This window comes from Allobosea sp. NPDC055594 (assembly GCF_053618995.1).
Map to the genome: position 1 here is coordinate 160,698 of NZ_JBSHIO010000007.1, position 16,267 is coordinate 176,964.

22 protein-coding genes and 1 pseudogene are annotated in these 16,267 nt (G+C 63.7%); 12 read left to right on the forward strand and 11 right to left on the reverse strand.

Translation table 11 applies throughout. From position 1 onward, the window contains the following. Window positions 1-119: 119 nt before the first annotated feature. From ACWGRX_RS16020 to ACWGRX_RS16035, 4 genes are all read right to left on the reverse strand, one after another. A complete protein-coding gene (locus ACWGRX_RS16020; protein WP_452118340.1) occupies window positions 120-2,930 on the reverse strand; it encodes a hypothetical protein in 2,811 nt (936 codons plus the stop codon). Then, on the reverse strand, window positions 2,930-5,230 hold the full coding sequence (locus tag ACWGRX_RS16025; protein ID WP_452118341.1) for a hypothetical protein: 2,301 nt from the start codon (window positions 5,228-5,230) through the stop codon (window positions 2,930-2,932). Before ACWGRX_RS16025 ends, ACWGRX_RS16020 begins: the two co-directional genes overlap by 1 nt. Next, window positions 5,230-5,517, reverse strand: coding sequence for a hypothetical protein (locus ACWGRX_RS16030; protein ID WP_452118342.1), 288 nt, complete (start codon window positions 5,515-5,517; stop codon window positions 5,230-5,232). Before ACWGRX_RS16030 ends, ACWGRX_RS16025 begins: the two co-directional genes overlap by 1 nt. Window positions 5,518-5,852: 335 nt before the next feature. Continuing rightward, window positions 5,853-6,359, reverse strand: a complete 507-nt coding sequence (locus tag ACWGRX_RS16035; protein ID WP_452118343.1) for a hypothetical protein — start codon at window positions 6,357-6,359, stop codon at window positions 5,853-5,855. Window positions 6,360-6,713: 354 nt separating this feature from the next. On the opposite strand from ACWGRX_RS16035, the gene ACWGRX_RS16040 reads away from it, so the two are divergent. Then, on the forward strand, window positions 6,714-7,493 hold the full coding sequence (locus ACWGRX_RS16040; RefSeq protein WP_452118344.1) for a DUF2569 domain-containing protein: 780 nt from the start codon (window positions 6,714-6,716) through the stop codon (window positions 7,491-7,493). 78 nt (window positions 7,494-7,571) lie between these two features. On the opposite strand, the gene ACWGRX_RS16045 is transcribed toward ACWGRX_RS16040, so the two are convergent. The 4 genes from ACWGRX_RS16045 to ACWGRX_RS16060 form a co-directional block, all read right to left on the reverse strand. Beyond that, window positions 7,572-7,760 carry a hypothetical protein gene (locus ACWGRX_RS16045; RefSeq protein ID WP_452118345.1) on the reverse strand — a complete coding sequence of 63 codons (189 nt, stop codon included), beginning with the start codon at window positions 7,758-7,760 and terminating at the stop codon, window positions 7,572-7,574. 192 nt (window positions 7,761-7,952) lie between these two features. After that, complete coding sequence (locus ACWGRX_RS16050) at window positions 7,953-8,459, reverse strand: hypothetical protein (RefSeq protein ID WP_452118346.1); 507 nt, start codon at window positions 8,457-8,459, stop codon at window positions 7,953-7,955. After that, a complete protein-coding gene (locus ACWGRX_RS16055; RefSeq protein WP_452118347.1) occupies window positions 8,456-8,842 on the reverse strand; it encodes a DUF6074 family protein in 387 nt (128 codons plus the stop codon). Before ACWGRX_RS16055 ends, ACWGRX_RS16050 begins: the two co-directional genes overlap by 4 nt. Further along, window positions 8,805-9,104: a helix-turn-helix domain-containing protein gene (locus tag ACWGRX_RS16060; RefSeq protein ID WP_452118348.1), complete on the reverse strand. Its 300-nt coding sequence runs from the start codon at window positions 9,102-9,104 to the stop codon at window positions 8,805-8,807. The genes ACWGRX_RS16055 and ACWGRX_RS16060 overlap by 38 nt, the downstream gene beginning before the upstream one ends. Here ACWGRX_RS16060 and ACWGRX_RS16065 point away from each other — a divergent pair. The 11 genes and pseudogenes from ACWGRX_RS16065 to ACWGRX_RS16115 all read left to right on the forward strand — a co-directional run bounded on the left by ACWGRX_RS16065 (window position 9,082) and on the right by ACWGRX_RS16115 (window position 14,633). After that, window positions 9,082-9,516, forward strand: a complete 435-nt coding sequence (locus ACWGRX_RS16065) for a hypothetical protein (RefSeq protein ID WP_452118481.1) — start codon at window positions 9,082-9,084, stop codon at window positions 9,514-9,516. The two genes, ACWGRX_RS16060 and ACWGRX_RS16065, sit on opposite strands and share 23 nt — an antisense overlap. 4 nt (window positions 9,517-9,520) lie before the next feature. Then, entirely contained in the window at window positions 9,521-9,787 is a 267-nt protein-coding gene (locus ACWGRX_RS16070) for a hypothetical protein (RefSeq protein WP_452118349.1), read from the forward strand. 42 nt (window positions 9,788-9,829) lie between these two features. Beyond that, window positions 9,830-10,609 carry a hypothetical protein gene (locus ACWGRX_RS16075; protein WP_452118350.1) on the forward strand — a complete coding sequence of 260 codons (780 nt, stop codon included), beginning with the start codon at window positions 9,830-9,832 and terminating at the stop codon, window positions 10,607-10,609. Window positions 10,610-10,648: 39 nt separating this feature from the next. After that, window positions 10,649-11,179, forward strand: a complete 531-nt coding sequence (locus ACWGRX_RS16080; protein ID WP_452118351.1) for a hypothetical protein — start codon at window positions 10,649-10,651, stop codon at window positions 11,177-11,179. Beyond that, on the forward strand, window positions 11,176-11,349 hold the full coding sequence (locus ACWGRX_RS16085) for a hypothetical protein (protein WP_452118352.1): 174 nt from the start codon (window positions 11,176-11,178) through the stop codon (window positions 11,347-11,349). Before ACWGRX_RS16080 ends, ACWGRX_RS16085 begins: the two co-directional genes overlap by 4 nt. Further along, a complete protein-coding gene (locus ACWGRX_RS16090; RefSeq protein ID WP_452118353.1) occupies window positions 11,346-11,717 on the forward strand; it encodes a hypothetical protein in 372 nt (123 codons plus the stop codon). The genes ACWGRX_RS16085 and ACWGRX_RS16090 overlap by 4 nt, the downstream gene beginning before the upstream one ends. Beyond that, window positions 11,714-12,007, forward strand: coding sequence for a hypothetical protein (locus ACWGRX_RS16095; protein ID WP_452118354.1), 294 nt, complete (start codon window positions 11,714-11,716; stop codon window positions 12,005-12,007). The genes ACWGRX_RS16090 and ACWGRX_RS16095 overlap by 4 nt, the downstream gene beginning before the upstream one ends. A gap of 372 nt (window positions 12,008-12,379) precedes the next feature. Continuing rightward, the gene (locus tag ACWGRX_RS16100; protein WP_452118355.1) at window positions 12,380-13,321 is read left to right on the forward strand and encodes a D-glucuronyl C5-epimerase family protein; all 942 of its coding nucleotides are present in this window, start codon (window positions 12,380-12,382) and stop codon (window positions 13,319-13,321) included. Between the two features lie 146 nt (window positions 13,322-13,467). Then, window positions 13,468-13,684, forward strand: a pseudogene (locus tag ACWGRX_RS16105) (IS481 family transposase); the annotation flags it as partial. Between the two features lie 157 nt (window positions 13,685-13,841). After that, the gene (locus ACWGRX_RS16110) at window positions 13,842-14,021 is read left to right on the forward strand and encodes a hypothetical protein (RefSeq protein ID WP_452118482.1); all 180 of its coding nucleotides are present in this window, start codon (window positions 13,842-13,844) and stop codon (window positions 14,019-14,021) included. A gap of 36 nt (window positions 14,022-14,057) precedes the next feature. Beyond that, window positions 14,058-14,633: a hypothetical protein gene (locus ACWGRX_RS16115; RefSeq protein ID WP_452118356.1), complete on the forward strand. Its 576-nt coding sequence runs from the start codon at window positions 14,058-14,060 to the stop codon at window positions 14,631-14,633. Window positions 14,634-14,676: 43 nt separating this feature from the next. On the opposite strand, the gene ACWGRX_RS16120 is transcribed toward ACWGRX_RS16115, so the two are convergent. The 3 genes from ACWGRX_RS16120 to ACWGRX_RS16130 form a co-directional block, all read right to left on the reverse strand. Continuing rightward, complete coding sequence (locus ACWGRX_RS16120) at window positions 14,677-14,844, reverse strand: hypothetical protein (RefSeq protein ID WP_452118357.1); 168 nt, start codon at window positions 14,842-14,844, stop codon at window positions 14,677-14,679. Window positions 14,845-14,970: 126 nt separating this feature from the next. Beyond that, window positions 14,971-15,426 (reverse strand): RbsD/FucU family protein, encoded by a 456-nt coding sequence (locus tag ACWGRX_RS16125; protein WP_452118358.1) that lies wholly within the window; start codon window positions 15,424-15,426, stop codon window positions 14,971-14,973. A 1-nt stretch (window position 15,427) separates the two neighbouring features. Beyond that, entirely contained in the window at window positions 15,428-16,267 is an 840-nt protein-coding gene (locus ACWGRX_RS16130; RefSeq protein ID WP_452118359.1) for an amidohydrolase family protein, read from the reverse strand.

Consider the following 16,267-nt stretch of genomic DNA (forward strand, 5'->3'; position numbering starts at 1 on the left):
GCCCTTGCGGGGCCAAGAGCCTTACGCCACGGTGCGACCAACAGGAGAAATGGATGCGGCGCCATGTGCACGCGCTGGCCCTGGGCGTTGCGATTGCCTTCGGCCCTCACCCGTACACCCTAGCGCTCATCGTGATCTGCTGCGGCTGGCAGATATCCCGGCGCGCTCCCCCGAACAGATACATCACCTGGGACTGAGATGCCGATCGAGCGTGGCGCAACCTTGCCAGCTACACCGAGGCGTTCGGCGAGACGCGGCGCGATAGGCGTGGGAGCCCCGGCATAATAGAGGCCGCGGGCCTGCCGGGCGGCGTTCATTCCGGCGACGGTCCCAAGACCCTTGCCGCCAGCGAGGCCCAGCATCGCGCCTTGCCAGCCGCCCATCGTCGCCCCCAGCGTCGTCAACAGCGCCTCGGCAGTTCGCTTTGCGACTTCGCGCATCTGGCCGGCAGCACGGTTGCCGGAGTTGGGATGATTGGTCGTGCCGGGAGGCGGAACGGTCTGCTTCAGCGCAGCCGCCAGCTTCCGCATCTGCCCGATTTCCTGCGACGAGAAGAGCCGGGTTGCGAGGCTCTGTCCCTCGCCGCCTACGAACTGAAGAATGCGCTGGCTCATCTTCTGAGCTCCCATCTGCGTCATGCCCTCGGGCACGTCGGCAATGCGCTGCCACACCCCTTGCCGGATCGCTGCCCATTCCGGGCCTTCCTTCCCGATCAGATCCCCGATGGCGTCGACCAGCCGCAAATTCATCGTGGATGACTTGTTGCCGAAGCCGAAGATGGCCGAGGATAGGTCCTCCGGCGACATCCGCTTCTCGGAGATATCCATCAGCAGCTTGACCGCTGACTGAGCCTCGGGGTTATCGGGGTTGGCTTTGGCGCGAGCCGCGAACATGCGCAGCGCCGAGGCATAGCGCTGCATGGCGGTCACCTCTTCGCCGGAGAACATCTTGCCGGCCAGGGTGCGCCCGCGCTCACCGGTAAACTCGCCGACACGCTCGGCAATCTTCAGCGCGCTTTTCGGGTCGGTCACGTCGAAACCGCCTGTGAGCTTATGCCAAGCAGCCCCCCGGATCGCCGCCAACTCGGATGAGTTGCGGCCGAGTAATTCCCCCAGCCGGTCATAGAGCCGAGCGCTCAGCCCTGCTTCACCGACGCGAGAGGCGCCGATCAGGAAGTTGGCGACCTCCTCATCAGTCGCGCCACGGTCCACGATGCGCTGGATGGCCCGGCCTGCGTCGTCTCCTGCTCCCTGCGGGCGGAAGGTCCGCATCCACGTAGAATAGGCGCCGCGCGCATCCTTCAGAGCCCCGAGCGCCGCATCGTCACCTGAGAACAGCGAGGTTGCGAACGCCCGTTCGAGCTGCTCGTCGAAGGCCTCGACGATGCCGCGCATGGCCCGCGCATCTGCCGGGCTGGCCTTGGCGTCCTTGTAGCTGGAGAGGAGGATTCGGCGGGCCTGCTCGATGCCGCGCAAGTTGACGCCCGCGACGTTCTCCCCCAGCCCCGGACTGCCGATGCGACCGAGATTGAGGTTCGCGATGCGATCGACATCCTTCAAGGCTCTTGCTGCAACGGGCGTCGTCGCCGCATCGGGGATGATGGGCTCGGCACGCAGCAGCAAGCTTTCCTCTATCCGGCGCGAGATTGGAGCAGCGAACTCGTTGAGGGGCGAGCCCGCGGCCATGAGGCCCTGAGAGCCCGGCTTGTTGACGCCAGTGAAGAACTCCGGCGCGACCTGGCCCTCTTTCGCGAACGCATCCCTATAGGCCTGCTGATAGCCCAGCTTGCCCCGCGCCGCGGCGTTTCGCGTCGAGCCCGCAACTATCTCGCCTGCATCAACCGGAGACAGCCCCCGAGGATTGAACCGGCCTGACATCGTGTCGGCTGCTTCCTGCACGGTTCTGGTAAGCCGGGCCTGCTTCGCCTCGTACGTCGACCGCGCACGGCTGGCGAAGTCATCGACCGCCTCGCCCACGATGCCGCCGGCATCAGCGGGGCGGGCAAGGTCAACCTGTCCGCGGGATGCTGTGGCGCCGATCCGGTCGCGAGCTGCGAGCACCTGTCCACGTTGCTCGGCAATGGCGTCCTGAGCGACACGCTGGGCTCGGTCCCCATAGGCGCCGCCAGCCATGGCGTTCTCGCGCGAGAGGGCGCCCACATCGCCGCTGCGCTGGCCCTGTGTCAGACGAATGCCGAGGTCATCCGCTGCCTGAACGCCTTCCGGGACCGGAGCCGGCTGTCGACCCAAGCGGTTAGATACGGCGCCGATGGTAGCTCCGAGCGCGCCGCCAAGGACGACCCCGGCACCGCCTACTTGCGCTGCGGCGGCCGCTTTGTCCGCCAGATCGCCGTCGCTCTCGACCGCGCCGCTTATTACTCCATATACACCACCGGTCGCGGCAGCATTGAGCGCGGTAGCGCCGCGGGCACCCTGCTTTACGACATTGACGCCCGGCATCACCATCGCAGTCGGGACGAACCCGGCGACTTGCCCCGCAAGGCGCGCGTTCGGATTGACCATCCTGTCGGCGTCATCCATGGCGCGCTGGCGCTCAAGGTTATCGGAATAGCGTTCGCCGAAGCTCTCGCCGGTGCCCTGGCCGAAAGCGGCATCGCCAGCGGCGGCAAGCTTGTCCATGCCGGGAATCCAGCCGGCGGCGCCGCGCACGGCCGCATCCACGTTGCCGATGATGCCGCCGCGGTCCTGCTGCTGCCGAATGCGGACAGCATCGGCGAGGAATTCCGCCCGGCGCACCTCGCTCTCGCTCCCCTCGCGTTGGGCGCGCGTGGCGAAACCCGAGGGCGGCGCCGCGAACGGGTCGTGATCGACAGGAATGAGACGGAGGTCGCTCGCCGGCTGGGCCGGCATATCGGCCGAGCCCTGCGACGCGGCAAAAGGGTCGTAGTCGACGGGGACGAAGCTTGCCATCAGGGCTGCACCATCAGCCACTTGCCGGGCCGGTTCGGGTCGGGGATGTAGGTTTTGCCGTCAGGAGCTTGGCGGGCTCCCTCCATGCTGGACGGCTGACGCTGTGGAGCCTGCTGCTGGCTGCTCTGTGGACGACCCTGCGCCCCGTCCGAAGCCTGACCGGGATTGCGGTAGTAACTGCCGCCGCGAAGCTCCTGCGCCCGCTGACGGTTGAAGCCGAGGCGCTTTTCAGCCATCGCAATGCCGCGGTCGTAGATCTTCTGGCGAACGTTGTCTGGCTGGCCGATGGAGCCCTGAATCTCCATCAGGATCTTGCGCTCGCCTTCGGTCGGAGCGGCGCCGAAGATGGACTTGAGCTGAGCCAGCGCCTGGCTGGTCACGACGTTCTCGAGTTCCGACGTGGCTTCCGACGACTGCGGGCTTGCGAGACTATCCGGGACCACCCCATCCCAGACATTGTTGCCAATCCAGGCACGGGCACCAGGAAGGGCGCCGCTATGAGCACGCGGGGAAAGCGCCTTGGCGTCGGTCAGCGCCTTGATGGCCGTTTCGGCGGCAAGAATGCCCTCATCCGCCTCAAGAATAGCCTTCTTGTCGGTCGCGGTGAGCGGTCCCATGTCCTCGCGCGGCATTTTCCCGGTGAGGATGAAACCCTGATAGCCGGCATCACCTGGCTTCAGCCCGGCCGCCGCGGCGGCAGCCTTGCGGCCTTCGGTTTCCTCGGCCGGCGAGGTCTTGGTCTTCTCCTTGGCGTACGCCGCCGGGTTCGGCGCCTTCGTCCAGCCCATGGCTTTCGCGTACATGAATTCCTTGACGCTCTCGGGCATCTTCGACGCCTCCAGCGCATCCTTCAGGAATATTTCACCCACGGCGCGGGCATTTGCCGGCAGGTTCGGATTGGCGAGGATTCGCGACAGCTGGCTGATCTTGCCCTGCTGGGCTTCGACGGCGCGCGTATGTCGATAGTCGTTCGCTTGCTCGCGCGTGGTCGGGCGAGGCATGTCCTTCGATAGGACCGGCGTCTGCCCCTGAGCAGGAACAGCGCCCGGCGCGGGCCGATCGGCCTGCGGGTTCGGCACGGTCCAGCCCTGCGGCGTGGGCGCAGCATCGAGCGTGCGCGGTGCCATCTGACGATCTGTCAGGGCGAAGGTCCGCGAGCCGGCGTCATTGCTGTTCGGGTCGATCCCGATCACGGGAGCCGAGGCCATGCCGATGGCGGTCGTGGCGCCGGGCGCAGGCTGATCGGCGCGCAGGTCATACGGCCGAGGGGGCGGGAGGGCCTGGGTCTGTCGAATGGGGGCGGCTTGGCCGAGCCGCGACAGCGCCGAGCCCATCCAAGGCTGGCTGACACCCTCCGACTGGAAGACCGGATCCAGGGGGCGCTCGCCGCGGGTAATGGCATCGAAGGCCTGTCCGCTCATCGGAGCGGGCTGGCCGGGGACGGCGAACCCCGAGCCGCTGGCTTGCAGCGAAGCCAGCGCAGCGCCCGGCGCCGGCATGTCAGCCGCGGCAAGGCGAGCCCCGCCGCCATGCTGGCGAAAATAGTCCATCAGCGAAGTGCCGTTGGCGTCGCTCGGATTGTACGCTCCGCCGGTTTCGACGAAACGCTTCATGCCCTGTTCGCCGCCAAGGTGAGCGACGGCCCGCAGGCCTTCGACCGTGATGGGAACGCCGTTGATGCGCTGTCCGACCAGCCGGTCGAAGCCATTGGCCTGAATAGCGCGGTCGATCGAGCCGAAATGCCAATTCTCGGCCGCCTTCTGAAGCTCCGGCGAGCGCATGAACTGCTCGGGAGTCGTGCCCTGCGGAATCGCCCCGGCAGCGGCGGCCTCCTGCAAGCGCGCTTGCCCGAACTGAGCCCGGCCGAAGTGGCCGCGCTGGCCGCCAGCGCCTACGGCGTCGTTCTGGGCCTGCCAGTTCCCGCCGCTCTCGCTGACATTGAGCGAGACCGGCAGAGCGCTTCCAGTTTCCGGCGACTGGGGCGCGGCTTGAGCGGGACCGCTAAGGCCGGGAAGCCCCAACCCACCAATAGCCTGCCCCAGTTCGCGCGCTGCTGTTTCACCAGCGGCGAGCTTCCGGGCGTCCTGCCCGTACTTCATGATGGTGAGTGCAGTCCCGGTGTCACCTGCGGCGAACGCTTCCTGAGCCGCGCCGTCATAGTCTCCAGCCCTGATCCGTTCGCCGAGGTGGGCTGACTTCTTACGCTTGAACTGTTCGTCGAAGCCCCGCGAGACGTTGTCGAGGCCCCGACCGAGAGCGGCGAGGCCGGTGCTGTAATCGTAGTTCGTAAATGCAGCCATCACGCCTGCCCCTTGCACTCGAGCACGGCGCGGTAGGCCGCATAATTTTCGTCGACCTGCGCCCAAGCATCGAAGGCCTCCCTATGGAGGCGGTAGAGGAGCGCTGCGTCGCGTGGCGCGTGCTGGAAGATGAGCAGCATCTGCGCGCACAGTTCCCGCATCTTCTCCGCAGCCAGGGCTGCGGCAACGATATGCCCCTCGATCGGAAGCGGCGGCGCGGTGCTGGACGGTTCCGGGAGGGGCTCAAACGGCTCGCCGCCGCTGAAGTCCTGATACATGTCGCTCATCACGCCACCTGCCGATTGTCCGAGTGGATCACGGCCAACTGGGCACGGATCAGCGCCCGGATGGTGCTTGACATGGACGTATCGCGGCGAGCCGCTTCCGCCTCGATGGCAGCGCGAAGTTCCGGTTCAGCGGACACAGCGAGCTGTTCAGTTCGCCTCGGTCGATTGGGATGCATCATGGCCTCCATTGCTGAAGGCAGTATCGCACAAACTGGAATATATTCCAGTTATTTCAAATGGTTACATCAAGTCGCGTCAAGTCATTCGAGGGCATTCGCTGGCATTCGTCGGCGTTCACAGTGCGGCTAGCGGCTAATGCCAGATGAAGATGTTTTTCAACGCGCTGCCTCACCGTCGCGCATGAACCCGGCAATCACCCAGCCTATCGCGCGGATGGAGATATAGGCGGCCGCCGCCATCGCAAGCGTCAGGAGGGACACCGCGAAATACTGCATGAAGCTCTTGGGCGGCTTAGGGACCAGATCGGCGAACGTGTTTGAGATTTTCTTAGGGAATTCAGCCCAAGGTCCAGGTTCGCTATCAATAGCGTACCCAGGTGGCGGTGGCGACGCATTGGGCGCCATCTTCTTGAATCTTTCAAACCCGGCGGCTGCGGCTGCGTGGTCCGGCGCCTCGACCTGAAAGGTGACCCCCTTATCGTCTTTGAAGTCGAATATCTTTTTGGATGCTGCGGCTTGTCGTTGGGCATTACTCAGATCGAACGCCGCCACGTCAGAGGTTCGCTCCTGATATGCAAGACCGGCCATTAAAATAGCCGCGAGCGCGACCGGGGCCGAGATTACAATAGCAAGCCGGTGGAAGCCGCGAATTATCCGGTTCATTTCCAACCCCTCCAGTTATTCCGATCCTGACGCTGGTGGAGGCGGGTGTCGATAGCAGTCACCGGCGGCTTTCGGGCTACCTCAGCCGCCGTCTTTTGCTCGATGAATGCAGCCTAGATCGGCGCGCGTGCCGCTTCAGTGCTCTCCGCTCGTTCCATCCGCTCGCTTCGCCAGGCGCACGCCCGCGCCGCCGCCGTTCTCAGCGATGAACTGGACGCCGACCGCGGCGAGCCCAGCCCGAATAGACTCTACAGTCTCATCTGTGCAGCCAGAGACACCGGCCAAGCGTCAGGGCTCGACAATTCCGCGGCGTCCGCACAATCTCTGCGTGTGACGGCGGGGCGGGCTAACGAAATGTCGGCTATTCAAGTCAGCAAGGGATTCCATCGTTTTGGCATCTTTCTTGGCGCTTTAACATTAGTCATCTGCATCGTGGCTGGCGCGCGCGAGTTCGACCCGTCTTCTTGGTGGGCGGCCGGCGCTATTCTTGCCTTGGCCGCCTATGGCCTCAGTCGGTTGCTCGGATGGTCAGTGAACGGCTTTCGATCTCCTGCGATGGCCCAAGCAGGCCGGGGAAATATTGCTGAGCAACCTGCTGCGCAGCCGCATCGCGAGGCCGAGCGCCAGCCCCAGCATGCGGCTCTATCGAGCGCTGTCCCGACTGTGTCGCCGCCGTTCCGAGATAGTCGATGGAGCCCCCTGCCTGATGGCAGCCCGCCCAACCTCGGGGGCTGGTTACTGCTGCCAGCGTTAAGCACATTCCTTGCCCCGTTCTTTGTCTTGGCCAGCATTTTCGCCCTTTTCCCGGTAGTGCAGGCTTTCGGTCGGCTCAATGGGACAATGCAGGCGTACGTGGCTATCTCGGTTGCGATAAATGTGGGGCTCGCCGTCGCGTGGATCTATGCGTGCATTCTCCTGGCGAAGCGCCGCCGCGCATTTCCCGGTCTGTTCATGGGGTTGTTGATCCTGAGCGCGGTCTTAGTCTCCGGGGACATCGTCGCCTCCTCAGCCCTGCTGAACATCCAGCCTGACAGCAACTCGTACCGCGACCTCGCGCGCGCTTTTATCGGCGTCGCTATATGGGTGCCCTATATGCTTAGGTCGAAACGGGTGGCTGCCACTTTCATCGGCTAAGCGCGCCGAGTGACAACCGCTAAGGGCGGGCGACGGCGGTCGGCTCGCCATCCAAATGGAACCAAACCTCAGCGCCGGTCACTCTGGCTCCTTCATCTTGTCCAGCACCGCCTCCATGTCTCGATGCTCCAGGCTGCCGACTGTTACGATCCAACGAGAAGATGGGATGTGCCATTTGAACTTTTGCTTCCTCAGCGCCGCTCGAAAGGCTTTCGGGTCACGCCCCGTGCTTAGCGCCATGCATATGGCATCGGTCATTTCTGCCATCGTCTCGCCTCTCGGGTTCGTCTTCGATTCCGGGTCCGTTCCCGGTTTGAATGAAAAAGCCAGGGGCATATTTGCCCCTTTGGCAGGGGCACGGGTGCCCCTACTGGAAACCATTCCCTAGGGGCACCCGTGCCCCTACTGCCCTAGGGGCAAATATGCCCCTACCTTTTATATCTTGGGGAGGGGGCGCGCTCAGGCCGCATCCCGCTCACCAGCGCTATCGCCATGCCGGAGCTTGGCAGCGGCTGCCCGGCGAACGTGCTGGGCCGATTTCATGGCTGCCGCCCTCGCGAGCCTCGTCATTGCCTCGTCGTCGGTCTCAACCTGCCGCCATTCTTCGGTTGGAGGCACGTATCCGCCCCTGGTGCGGCCTCCCAAGAACGTCAGGCGGTACTCGGACGGCTGTCGCCGGGTCGAAATGGACGGCGCGCCCTGCTTCGTCACCACCAGCAAGCCCAGCTCGACACAGTCGCGGATCGCCGATGCAATCGAGCGCTGGCGAATGCCCGCTGCCGCGAAGTCGCTGTAGGTGCAGACGAGTCGGTCGTGACGGTGCCCCCCGTGCCTCAGGTGCTCAATCATCAGCCGGTCGAGCACGCGCCGCGCATCCCATGAAAGCGCGCGGAAGGCCGGCGACTGGAGGAGGCTGAGAGGCAGCGAGGCGAACGGCTCGTTTATGGTGGCGGGGCGTCGGCTCAAGCGACACCCCCTTGCGGGCGGCTGAGCATCAGCGCCAGTTCAGCGCGGATGGCCCGTTCGAGCGAAGCGACCTCGCTGCTGGCGACCCCCTCGCCAAGCCCCTTGTTCCTCAACGTCTCGGCCTGAAGGCGCATTTGGTGCGCGACGTACTTTTCTGCGAGCGCCTCGGAGCGCATCGCCATACTATTCGCCTGTTTCCTGACGAAGGCGACGCGGCGAGCCAGGGGGAAGCAGAGCATCTTTGCAGTCATAGCCCCTCCAGTTCGGGAAACGACGTCAGATCCTAGCCGACGCGAGCGCCGGCCTGATCCAGAACGAAAAGGCAACCCCCGCTGTCCACAGCCGCTACGTCCGCTGCTCCAGACAGACGCAGTCCTTGCCATCCGCAGACACGAAGGACACGCCGCCGCTTGCGAATGCCTGGCGCAGCTTTTCAAGGTTGGCACCTGAGCTTCTGAGTGGCCCAAACTGCGGATTCTCCATTCGCTGGATCGTCGGGAGAGAGAGCCCCGACCTCGTCGCCAATTCAGCTTGCGACCAGCCTGCCAGCTCGCGGCCGGCCTTCACCATTGTTGCCGTTTTCATGTATTGTACATAATCCGTTATGTCTAGCGCTTGACGCATGAAACATCGTCTGTTATGCATAGCACATAACGGACGAGGCGGCACAAATCACATGGCACTCGCGCAGCACACTTCCAACGGCATCGCCTTCTGCAAGGACGCCATCATGCGCCGGGCCTACCAGCATGCCCGCTTCGCCCTTCAGCTCTGCCGCACCCCCGAGGCCCGCAATGAGCAGCGCGCCCGCGCCCTGCGGAAAGCCTGGGCCGAAGCCAAGCGCGAAGTCTCTGCGCTGATCCAGCGCGCGGAAGAGGAAGCCCGCGCCCGTGCTGCTCTTGCTGCCCGCGCTGCCGAAGCCGTCGCACAGGCTGGCACCTACGGCCGTGATGCTGATGCCATCCGGCAGGCCATCGCCTCCGAGCTCTACCGCGAGCGCGCGAACTTCGCCCGCATCGATCAACTAACCGCCGCCCTCAACCAGATCGGAGCCTAAAGCCATGGCAACCCTATCGACGAGGAACCAGCCCGTGATGGCTCCGGCCATCCTGTCAGGGCCCGAGGTTGAAGCTCTACGAGAGCTCCGCGACCTTCGCGACGCCTATGCCTTGATTGCCGAGGTCGTCCACGGCCTCAGCCTCCAGCCGAAATTCTCTCTCGAAGGGGGCTGTGACGAGTTCAACGAAGCCGGCGTTGAACTGGATGACCTTCGTATCCGTCTTGAGGCACGAGGCAACGCCATCGCCCGGATGCTTGGCGAGCGCTGACCGGCGCCTAGCGCCAATTCTAAACATCCCTGGAGAATACCAATGCCGAACGCACACGTTGCGGCAGCCGCCACCGGCTTGCCTTCGACTACCTTCAACCGTCGCCGCATGCTGCTCGGCCTCGCCGCAGCGTCGAGCGCTGCCGCCGTCCCTGCCGCCGCGGCAACGAGGACGCCCATCGAAGACCCGGAGCTTATCCAACTCGGCGACAAGACCGCAGCTCTGGCGCTCACCTATCAGGCGGCGGTGGCGGAACGCGAAGCTATCGTAGCTGCCTGGGCTCCGCAGTGGCCCGCCGTTCCCGTCGAGATCCGAACCCGAAACGAAGAGGGAAAGGTCGCGTACGGACTGCAAGGCGAGTGGCCCGAGCCGCACATAGCATACAATGCACCCGAGACGCTGAGGCGCCGGGCGGCCGCAATGCGCGAGCCACGCCGGTTTCGCAAGGGGACTAGCCCTCTCACCATCGCCAAAGATGCCGTTTTCATGGAGAGGGCAGCCGCAAAGGTCGACGCGCTCGCCTCGCTCTCTGAACTGTACTGCGCCGAGCGCCGCCGGGTTTGGGAGGCTTCTGGCATCCGACCCGCGCAAATCAAGGAAGGCGACGCCCGGACGGACCTCATCCGTCACGTCGCCGCAATCATGGAACGGCAGCCGCTCACGATGGCCGGCGCCATCGTTCAAGCGGAAGCGCTTGAAGTGCTGAGCGCCGTCCCGCCGCTTCAGCGGAGCGTGCCGTCTCTCGTGTCGCTTCTGGCCTTGCCTGTGTGGGGTGAGCAGCTTGCCGCCAACATCCTCCGCTTGGCCCGTTCTGCCTCCTGACAGTCGCCCCTGCCCTCTCCCTTCCTTGAGGAGTGCCCCATGAACATGCCGATGAGTTCCCGCCGTTCCTTCATGTCGACGGCTGCGGTTGCCGCCGCGGCCTCTGTCACGGGCTGCGTCGTCACGGCGCCGGCTGCCGCCGCGATCTGCCGGGCCGCGCCCTATGTGCCGACCATCGATGCCCCGCCCTTGGTGGCTCCCGCTGGCACCATCGAGGCGTCGCCTGTGGCGTCTGCCCTTGAGGCCGCGGACCATAGCGACGCTACGCTTCTGGAGCTTTGCTCTAAGTTCCGTCGCATCCACCGAGCCCACGCCGAGGCATGGGAGCGCTATTGCTCGATGCCCAGCGAGACAGCCGAAGCCAAGGCCTTGGATGCGCAGTTTGACGCCCGGTATCAAGAATGGGCCGCGGCCTCCGATGCCTGCTACGAGATTCAGCCGCGCACGACAGCGGGTGCCCTGGCGCTGCTCGATGTCATCCTCGCCCGCGATGCGGACAACATGGACGATGTCATTCTTGAACCCATATGCCGGGTGCGGGCGGCCCTCGCCGAGGTGGTGCAGTCATGAGCCCGGTTCGCATCGATAGCCGCCGCGGCAAGGCCCGGCCCTCTCGCTCCTATCTGGTCAAGCCCGTGTCGCTTCCGACCTTCAGCTTCTACGGCCATCTGCCGGTCGTCTATGTCGACGGCGAGCTAGTCGTCGGCAGGCGCGTCATTCCGATGGAGCGGCGGCGATGAGCGCGATGGCCGAAAGCCTGTTCCCGCTTTTCGCGCAGCCCGCGCCGGAGGAGGATCTGACACCCGCCGAGGCCCGCGACGTGCTCCAAATCTTGGGCCAAGTCGCCGAACGCCTTTCTCTCTCGGCGAACTCAGCCGCAGGCATCAGGCGCCGGCTCGACGCTATCGCGGGGGCAATCGTCGCCTTCATGGATCAGCTCGACGGCGACACTGACCTTGAGGATGGCGGCGACCTGGAGCTTGTCTGCGAGGACGAGGGTGCCCAGTGTGACGACGAGGGCGCGCCGAACGACAACGGGCTCGCTGATTTGGACGGCATGGCAGAGCAGCGCGCGCAGCCGCACCTCTGCGGCGGATATGTCGCATGAACCTGCGCCAGATCACCGACGCCATCATAGGCGAGGACCGCGAGACGATGCGGCAGGCGTTCGGTCTGCTGGTCGTATATCCCGAGGCCGGCAGGGTCGAAGCGCTATCGCCCGGAATGCTCGTCGTCGTGCTCAACCGCCTGTGCGGCGCTCTTGCAGACGACAGCGCCCCAATGCCGCCCGCCACCTGTAAGGCGCTCGAACTGGAAGCCGCGACCTATGCGGCTGGCGTCGCGTCGGTTAGAGGTAGCTGGCCGGTGTTCTCGCGTCGGATCGTCGCGGGGCACTGAGCGATGAGCGGGGCAGGGGACGCGCCAAAAAACGTTGGCCTTTCTGATGGCCTTTTGTCCAATCGCATCCTGTCTAGATATTTAAGATCAATAGCTTGTAGCAAGTATTCGATCCCGGCCAGGGGCACCATATCGGCTTTCGGCGCCATTCGCCGGAGCGGAAAAATCACTGAAAATTCAGATCTGGACCTTGTGCTGCCTTTCGCTGCCATACGTGGGCAGCCGCGCAAATTGTCGGACCGCTATGACTGCGGAGATGCTCCACTTTCCCCTGGCTCGCCGCGTCGCCTAACCTGGTAGATCAGGCGCTTGGCGCCGCAGGTGTCAATGAGCATAATGGAATCGGCTGAACTATTGGCTGTTGGAGTGACGATGTCGATCACGAAGATCGCTGACCATTATCGCAGATTCCAGAAACCCTCTTTTTTCAGCCTACCGATTTGTGAAGATATTTTCTATTTTCGTGAGCCCGGACATACCGTTGAAGAGCGTCGTCTCACCTGGATGAAAATACCTAAGAGCGCTGACAACATAGTGTTGTTCTGCCTGGACGGAACCATGAAATTCGGCGTCGTGCATGCTGCGTCTAAACATCTCTCTTCGGTCGAGTTCACTGATCCGGTTATCCGCGCCATCGCTACCCGTACGATCGAGCACTTGCTGGCTCATGCATGCGAGGCGGATGGTGGAGGTCTATTATTTGCCAACGCGTATTCGCATGAGGGCAGTCCGCCAGTCTGGTATTCCGCCATGTCCCAAGGAATGGCGGCGGCCGCGCTGATCTGGGAATATCGGCTGACGGGAAACAATGCTCATGTAAGGGCGGCGCAGCGCGCTATTTGGGCCATTCGAGACGGAGGGCAGGGACTGGCGCGGCCGCTGCTGCGTGGGATCTGGCTGGATGAGTATCCTTTTGGGGCGCGGCGTGTGCTCGACGGCGCCTTGACAGCGATGGCCTGCATCGCCCTGACGCGGGTTGAGCTCAACCGTCTCCAGATCCATGACCCGATTGTCGACGAATTGCTGAGCTTGTCGATCGAGGGGTTTCTATCAAATTCTCGCCGATTTTCGAATATTCTCGGAGGGGTTAGATTTTCGGACCAAGATTATTTCATGCCGTTAATATATTATTCTCTAGCTCTTGGCGCGCTCGACTATCTTGCCAAAATCGATGAGCGGTTGTTGTTGGTATTCGATTTGTACCAGCTTCATAGACGTTCGCGCTTTCGACGCAATGCAATTGCGACAGAGCAGCTCCTGACATGGCTGGTGAACAAGAAGCTCCTTGGTCGACGGAGAGCTACTGTCGCGTGAGGCCGACGTTCTGATGGTTCAGCGCCTCTTTGCTGGCTGGACGATGCGCGCCCTCTGAACACCATCCGAGATCGCCTCATCCGCTGCCGCTAGCTGCTTGATCCCAATTTGTGACGGTGCAAACGCGACGCCGGAATCGAGGGGCGAACCGCAGGATCAAGGACGCGACCGTCAAACCCTAGCATGACGATGAGGACGGCAAACTCGAACGGCACCTCGCCGACTTCGTCAGCGCTGACAAATTCAGCCGGGCGGTTCAAGGCCCTCAAAGGCCTCACACCATCAGAGTTCATCTGCAAACGCTGGACCATTGAGCCCGAAAAATTCAAGCTCAACCCGATCCATCAAATGCCGGAACTGAGCATCCAGTCGCCGCGGCCCACGGAGCCCTGCATGACCCGGTCAGCCATCATGGCGCCCCGGCCCGACGCGCCCGTCAGCCTCCTCGTCGACTTGTCACCAAAAGGTGGCTGTGGTGCTTTTCCCAGCGGCAGAAATTTCAGTTCTGTTGGAGGAGGACATGAACAACCCCAAAGTGGTGACTGTGCTTAGCGGGGCCGCGGCACTCTACTTCGCATTTTCGATCTTTGGCGGCACCGAAGCGCCGAGCTCGACCTTGAGCACGCTAAATTGGATCTTTTTTATTTTGGCTCTGATTGGATGTGTGGACTCTCTCTACAAATTAGCAAAAGGTCTTTAGGTCAGCTTTCCGGCATCGATTCGGATGGAGAGCGGAATGAATGCGCGTTCTGCCTTTAGAGTGCTCGTTACACTTGCAGTTGCCGCGGCGTGCTATCCTGTAAAGGCAGATGAGCAAGTCATTCGAGCAATGTTGACGTTAGTCTTGCGCCAATATCCGTCGCAGCCGCTGCCCGGCAATACTGTCGACGGCGGCATGCTCGTTGAAAACCGGTCTAAAGCGTCATCTTTTGTCGGATACTACGCATCTGGACCGGGGCTTTGCCTTATGCGCGGCCACAGCATCAGGCAATCGCAAAACGGCTGGGCCGAATCCGGCAATCTGTCTTTCGACTTCACAAAGATCAAACAGGTGCGCTGGCTATCGGCGACAGACGATCCGGCATCCGCACCATCCCGGCCAGTGGAGGCGCCCGATGTGCGCACCGCCGCCATTGATGCGGAAGTCCCGTGGCTCTGCCATGACGTCGTCCATCTTGTGACAGCCAAGCCAGCGTTCAAATCGACTTGCGCCAACACATGGACGATTCCTGTGCCGACGCCCGCGGACAGGGCCGCTGTCGCCAAGGCGATAGAGCTGGTCAGGAAGTCCTGTGTCGCCGCGAAACACTAGCGCGGCCCGGTGGATCGGGGCCGGTTCTCACATTCACGCGTGTTCAGACGAAGATCATCACGCCGATCATGGCGATGACGACCAGGACCAGGCCGCTGATCAGCATCGGGACCAGGGTGCTGTCACCCTGGCCATGGGAGCTGTCGCCGCCGGTACGCGCGGCGGTGGCGGGAGCGCCTGTCGGGGCGCGGGGTGCGGCTTGGTCGACCATTGCTGCAGCAGCCCTGAAAAAGGTCCGAATGCCAGATTTCTAGGTTATAAAAGATGCATTGTAAATGCATATTAAAAAACCCGGCAGGTGCCTTGAGCGCGCCGGAAAAATGAGAACGTCGCAGCGCTAGCCGGGTGGGCCGGCGATCACGCCCTTGCGCAGAAGAAAGCAGCCATAGGGGCGGGGATCGCCGACCTGGACCACGGCGAAGGCGGACTTGGCCGCTTCGTAGAAGGCGAAGCGGTCGATTCCGACGAGCGGCATAGCCTTTTCGTTGGCGCGGTCGAGTTCCGCCTGGACCTGGGCCTGCACGTCGGGAAACGCTGCGGGATCACCGACGACCAGCATGCGGCGTACTGGTTCGGGCTCGAAATCGTCGATCGGCAGCACCGAAAGAATGGCGCGCGCCGCTCGTGCCATGGTGAGACCGGGCAGGCGGACCAGCCGGCCGCTCGTGGTGGCGCGCGCTATCGTCTCGGCCGGATGATTGGCGTCGACCAGAGCGAGATCGTCGCCATGGCCCATGGCGGCGAGCACCCAGAGCAGATCGGCAGAGAGGACCGGGTCGAGGTTCCTGAGCATCTCAGTTGCGTCCGCGCTGCGAGAGATAGAGCCGGCGGGCATTGCCGCCGAGGATGGCTTCGCGCTCTGCGTTCGGCAGGGCGGCGAGCAGGGCATCCGTGGCGCCGAACCATTGCGCATAGCTCGCCCGCAGCGTCACCACCGGCCAGTCGCTGCCCCAGATCAGGCGTTCGGGCCCGAAGGCGCCAAGCAGATGCTCGAAGGCCGGCCGGAGCGTCGCCAGCGTCCAGTCGGCGCGCGCTTCGGTGACGAGCCCCGAGAGTTTGCAGAAGACATTTTTATGTGCGGCGAGCGCCGTCATGCCCTCGCGCCAGGCGGAAAGCTCGCCGCGCGCCAGATCGGGTTTGGCGCCGTGGTCGATGACGCAGGAGAGGTCAGGCTGCCGCTGGAGCATGTCGAGCATCGGCGCGATATGGCGCGGCTTCAGCAGCGCGTCGAAGACGAGGCCCTGTTCCGCGATGGCATGAAAGGCCGGCGCCAGGGCGGGGCGTGCCAGCCAGCGATCATCGGCGATGTCGTGCACCATGGGCCGCAGACCGACGAGCAGACGGTTGCCCGCAAGCTCTGCGATGCGTTCGGCGGCATTGCCGATTTCGAAATCGGTCCAGCCGACCACGCCGGCGACGAAGGGGGTGCTCGCGGCAAGATCGAGCAGATAGGCCGTCTCGGCCTCGGTTGGCGCTGCCTGGACCAGGATGGTGCGGCAGATGCCGTGGCGGGCCAGCAGCGGCTCGAGGTCGTCCGGGCCGAAATCGCGATGGATCACGCCGAGCGCCGGGGTCAGCCAGCCATAATCGCCGCGGGCGAGGCTCCAGAAATGCTGATGCGCGTCGATCCGCAT

Coding starts and splice junctions, on each gene's coding strand:
- ACWGRX_RS16020 (WP_452118340.1), bottom strand. CDS start 2,930: ATGGCAAGCTTCGTCCCCGTCGACTACGACCCTTTTGCCGCGTCGCAG.
- ACWGRX_RS16025 (WP_452118341.1), bottom strand. CDS start 5,230: ATGGCTGCATTTACGAACTACGATTACAGCACCGGCCTCGCCGCTCTC.
- ACWGRX_RS16030 (WP_452118342.1), bottom strand. CDS start 5,517: ATGAGCGACATGTATCAGGACTTCAGCGGCGGCGAGCCGTTTGAGCCC.
- ACWGRX_RS16035 (WP_452118343.1), bottom strand. CDS start 6,359: ATGAACCGGATAATTCGCGGCTTCCACCGGCTTGCTATTGTAATCTCG.
- ACWGRX_RS16040 (WP_452118344.1), top strand. CDS start 6,714: ATGTCGGCTATTCAAGTCAGCAAGGGATTCCATCGTTTTGGCATCTTT.
- ACWGRX_RS16045 (WP_452118345.1), bottom strand. CDS start 7,760: ATGGCAGAAATGACCGATGCCATATGCATGGCGCTAAGCACGGGGCGT.
- ACWGRX_RS16055 (WP_452118347.1), bottom strand. CDS start 8,842: ATGGCAAGGACTGCGTCTGTCTGGAGCAGCGGACGTAGCGGCTGTGGA.
- ACWGRX_RS16065 (WP_452118481.1), top strand. CDS start 9,082: ATGAAACATCGTCTGTTATGCATAGCACATAACGGACGAGGCGGCACA.
- ACWGRX_RS16060 (WP_452118348.1), bottom strand. CDS start 9,104: ATGCATAACAGACGATGTTTCATGCGTCAAGCGCTAGACATAACGGAT.
- ACWGRX_RS16070 (WP_452118349.1), top strand. CDS start 9,521: ATGGCAACCCTATCGACGAGGAACCAGCCCGTGATGGCTCCGGCCATC.
- ACWGRX_RS16075 (WP_452118350.1), top strand. CDS start 9,830: ATGCCGAACGCACACGTTGCGGCAGCCGCCACCGGCTTGCCTTCGACT.
- ACWGRX_RS16080 (WP_452118351.1), top strand. CDS start 10,649: ATGAACATGCCGATGAGTTCCCGCCGTTCCTTCATGTCGACGGCTGCG.
- ACWGRX_RS16085 (WP_452118352.1), top strand. CDS start 11,176: ATGAGCCCGGTTCGCATCGATAGCCGCCGCGGCAAGGCCCGGCCCTCT.
- ACWGRX_RS16090 (WP_452118353.1), top strand. CDS start 11,346: ATGAGCGCGATGGCCGAAAGCCTGTTCCCGCTTTTCGCGCAGCCCGCG.
- ACWGRX_RS16095 (WP_452118354.1), top strand. CDS start 11,714: ATGAACCTGCGCCAGATCACCGACGCCATCATAGGCGAGGACCGCGAG.
- ACWGRX_RS16100 (WP_452118355.1), top strand. CDS start 12,380: ATGTCGATCACGAAGATCGCTGACCATTATCGCAGATTCCAGAAACCC.
- ACWGRX_RS16110 (WP_452118482.1), top strand. CDS start 13,842: ATGAACAACCCCAAAGTGGTGACTGTGCTTAGCGGGGCCGCGGCACTC.
- ACWGRX_RS16115 (WP_452118356.1), top strand. CDS start 14,058: ATGAATGCGCGTTCTGCCTTTAGAGTGCTCGTTACACTTGCAGTTGCC.
- ACWGRX_RS16120 (WP_452118357.1), bottom strand. CDS start 14,844: ATGGTCGACCAAGCCGCACCCCGCGCCCCGACAGGCGCTCCCGCCACC.
- ACWGRX_RS16125 (WP_452118358.1), bottom strand. CDS start 15,426: ATGCTCAGGAACCTCGACCCGGTCCTCTCTGCCGATCTGCTCTGGGTG.
- ACWGRX_RS16130 (WP_452118359.1), bottom strand. CDS start 16,267: ATGCGGATCGACGCGCATCAGCATTTCTGGAGCCTCGCCCGCGGCGAT.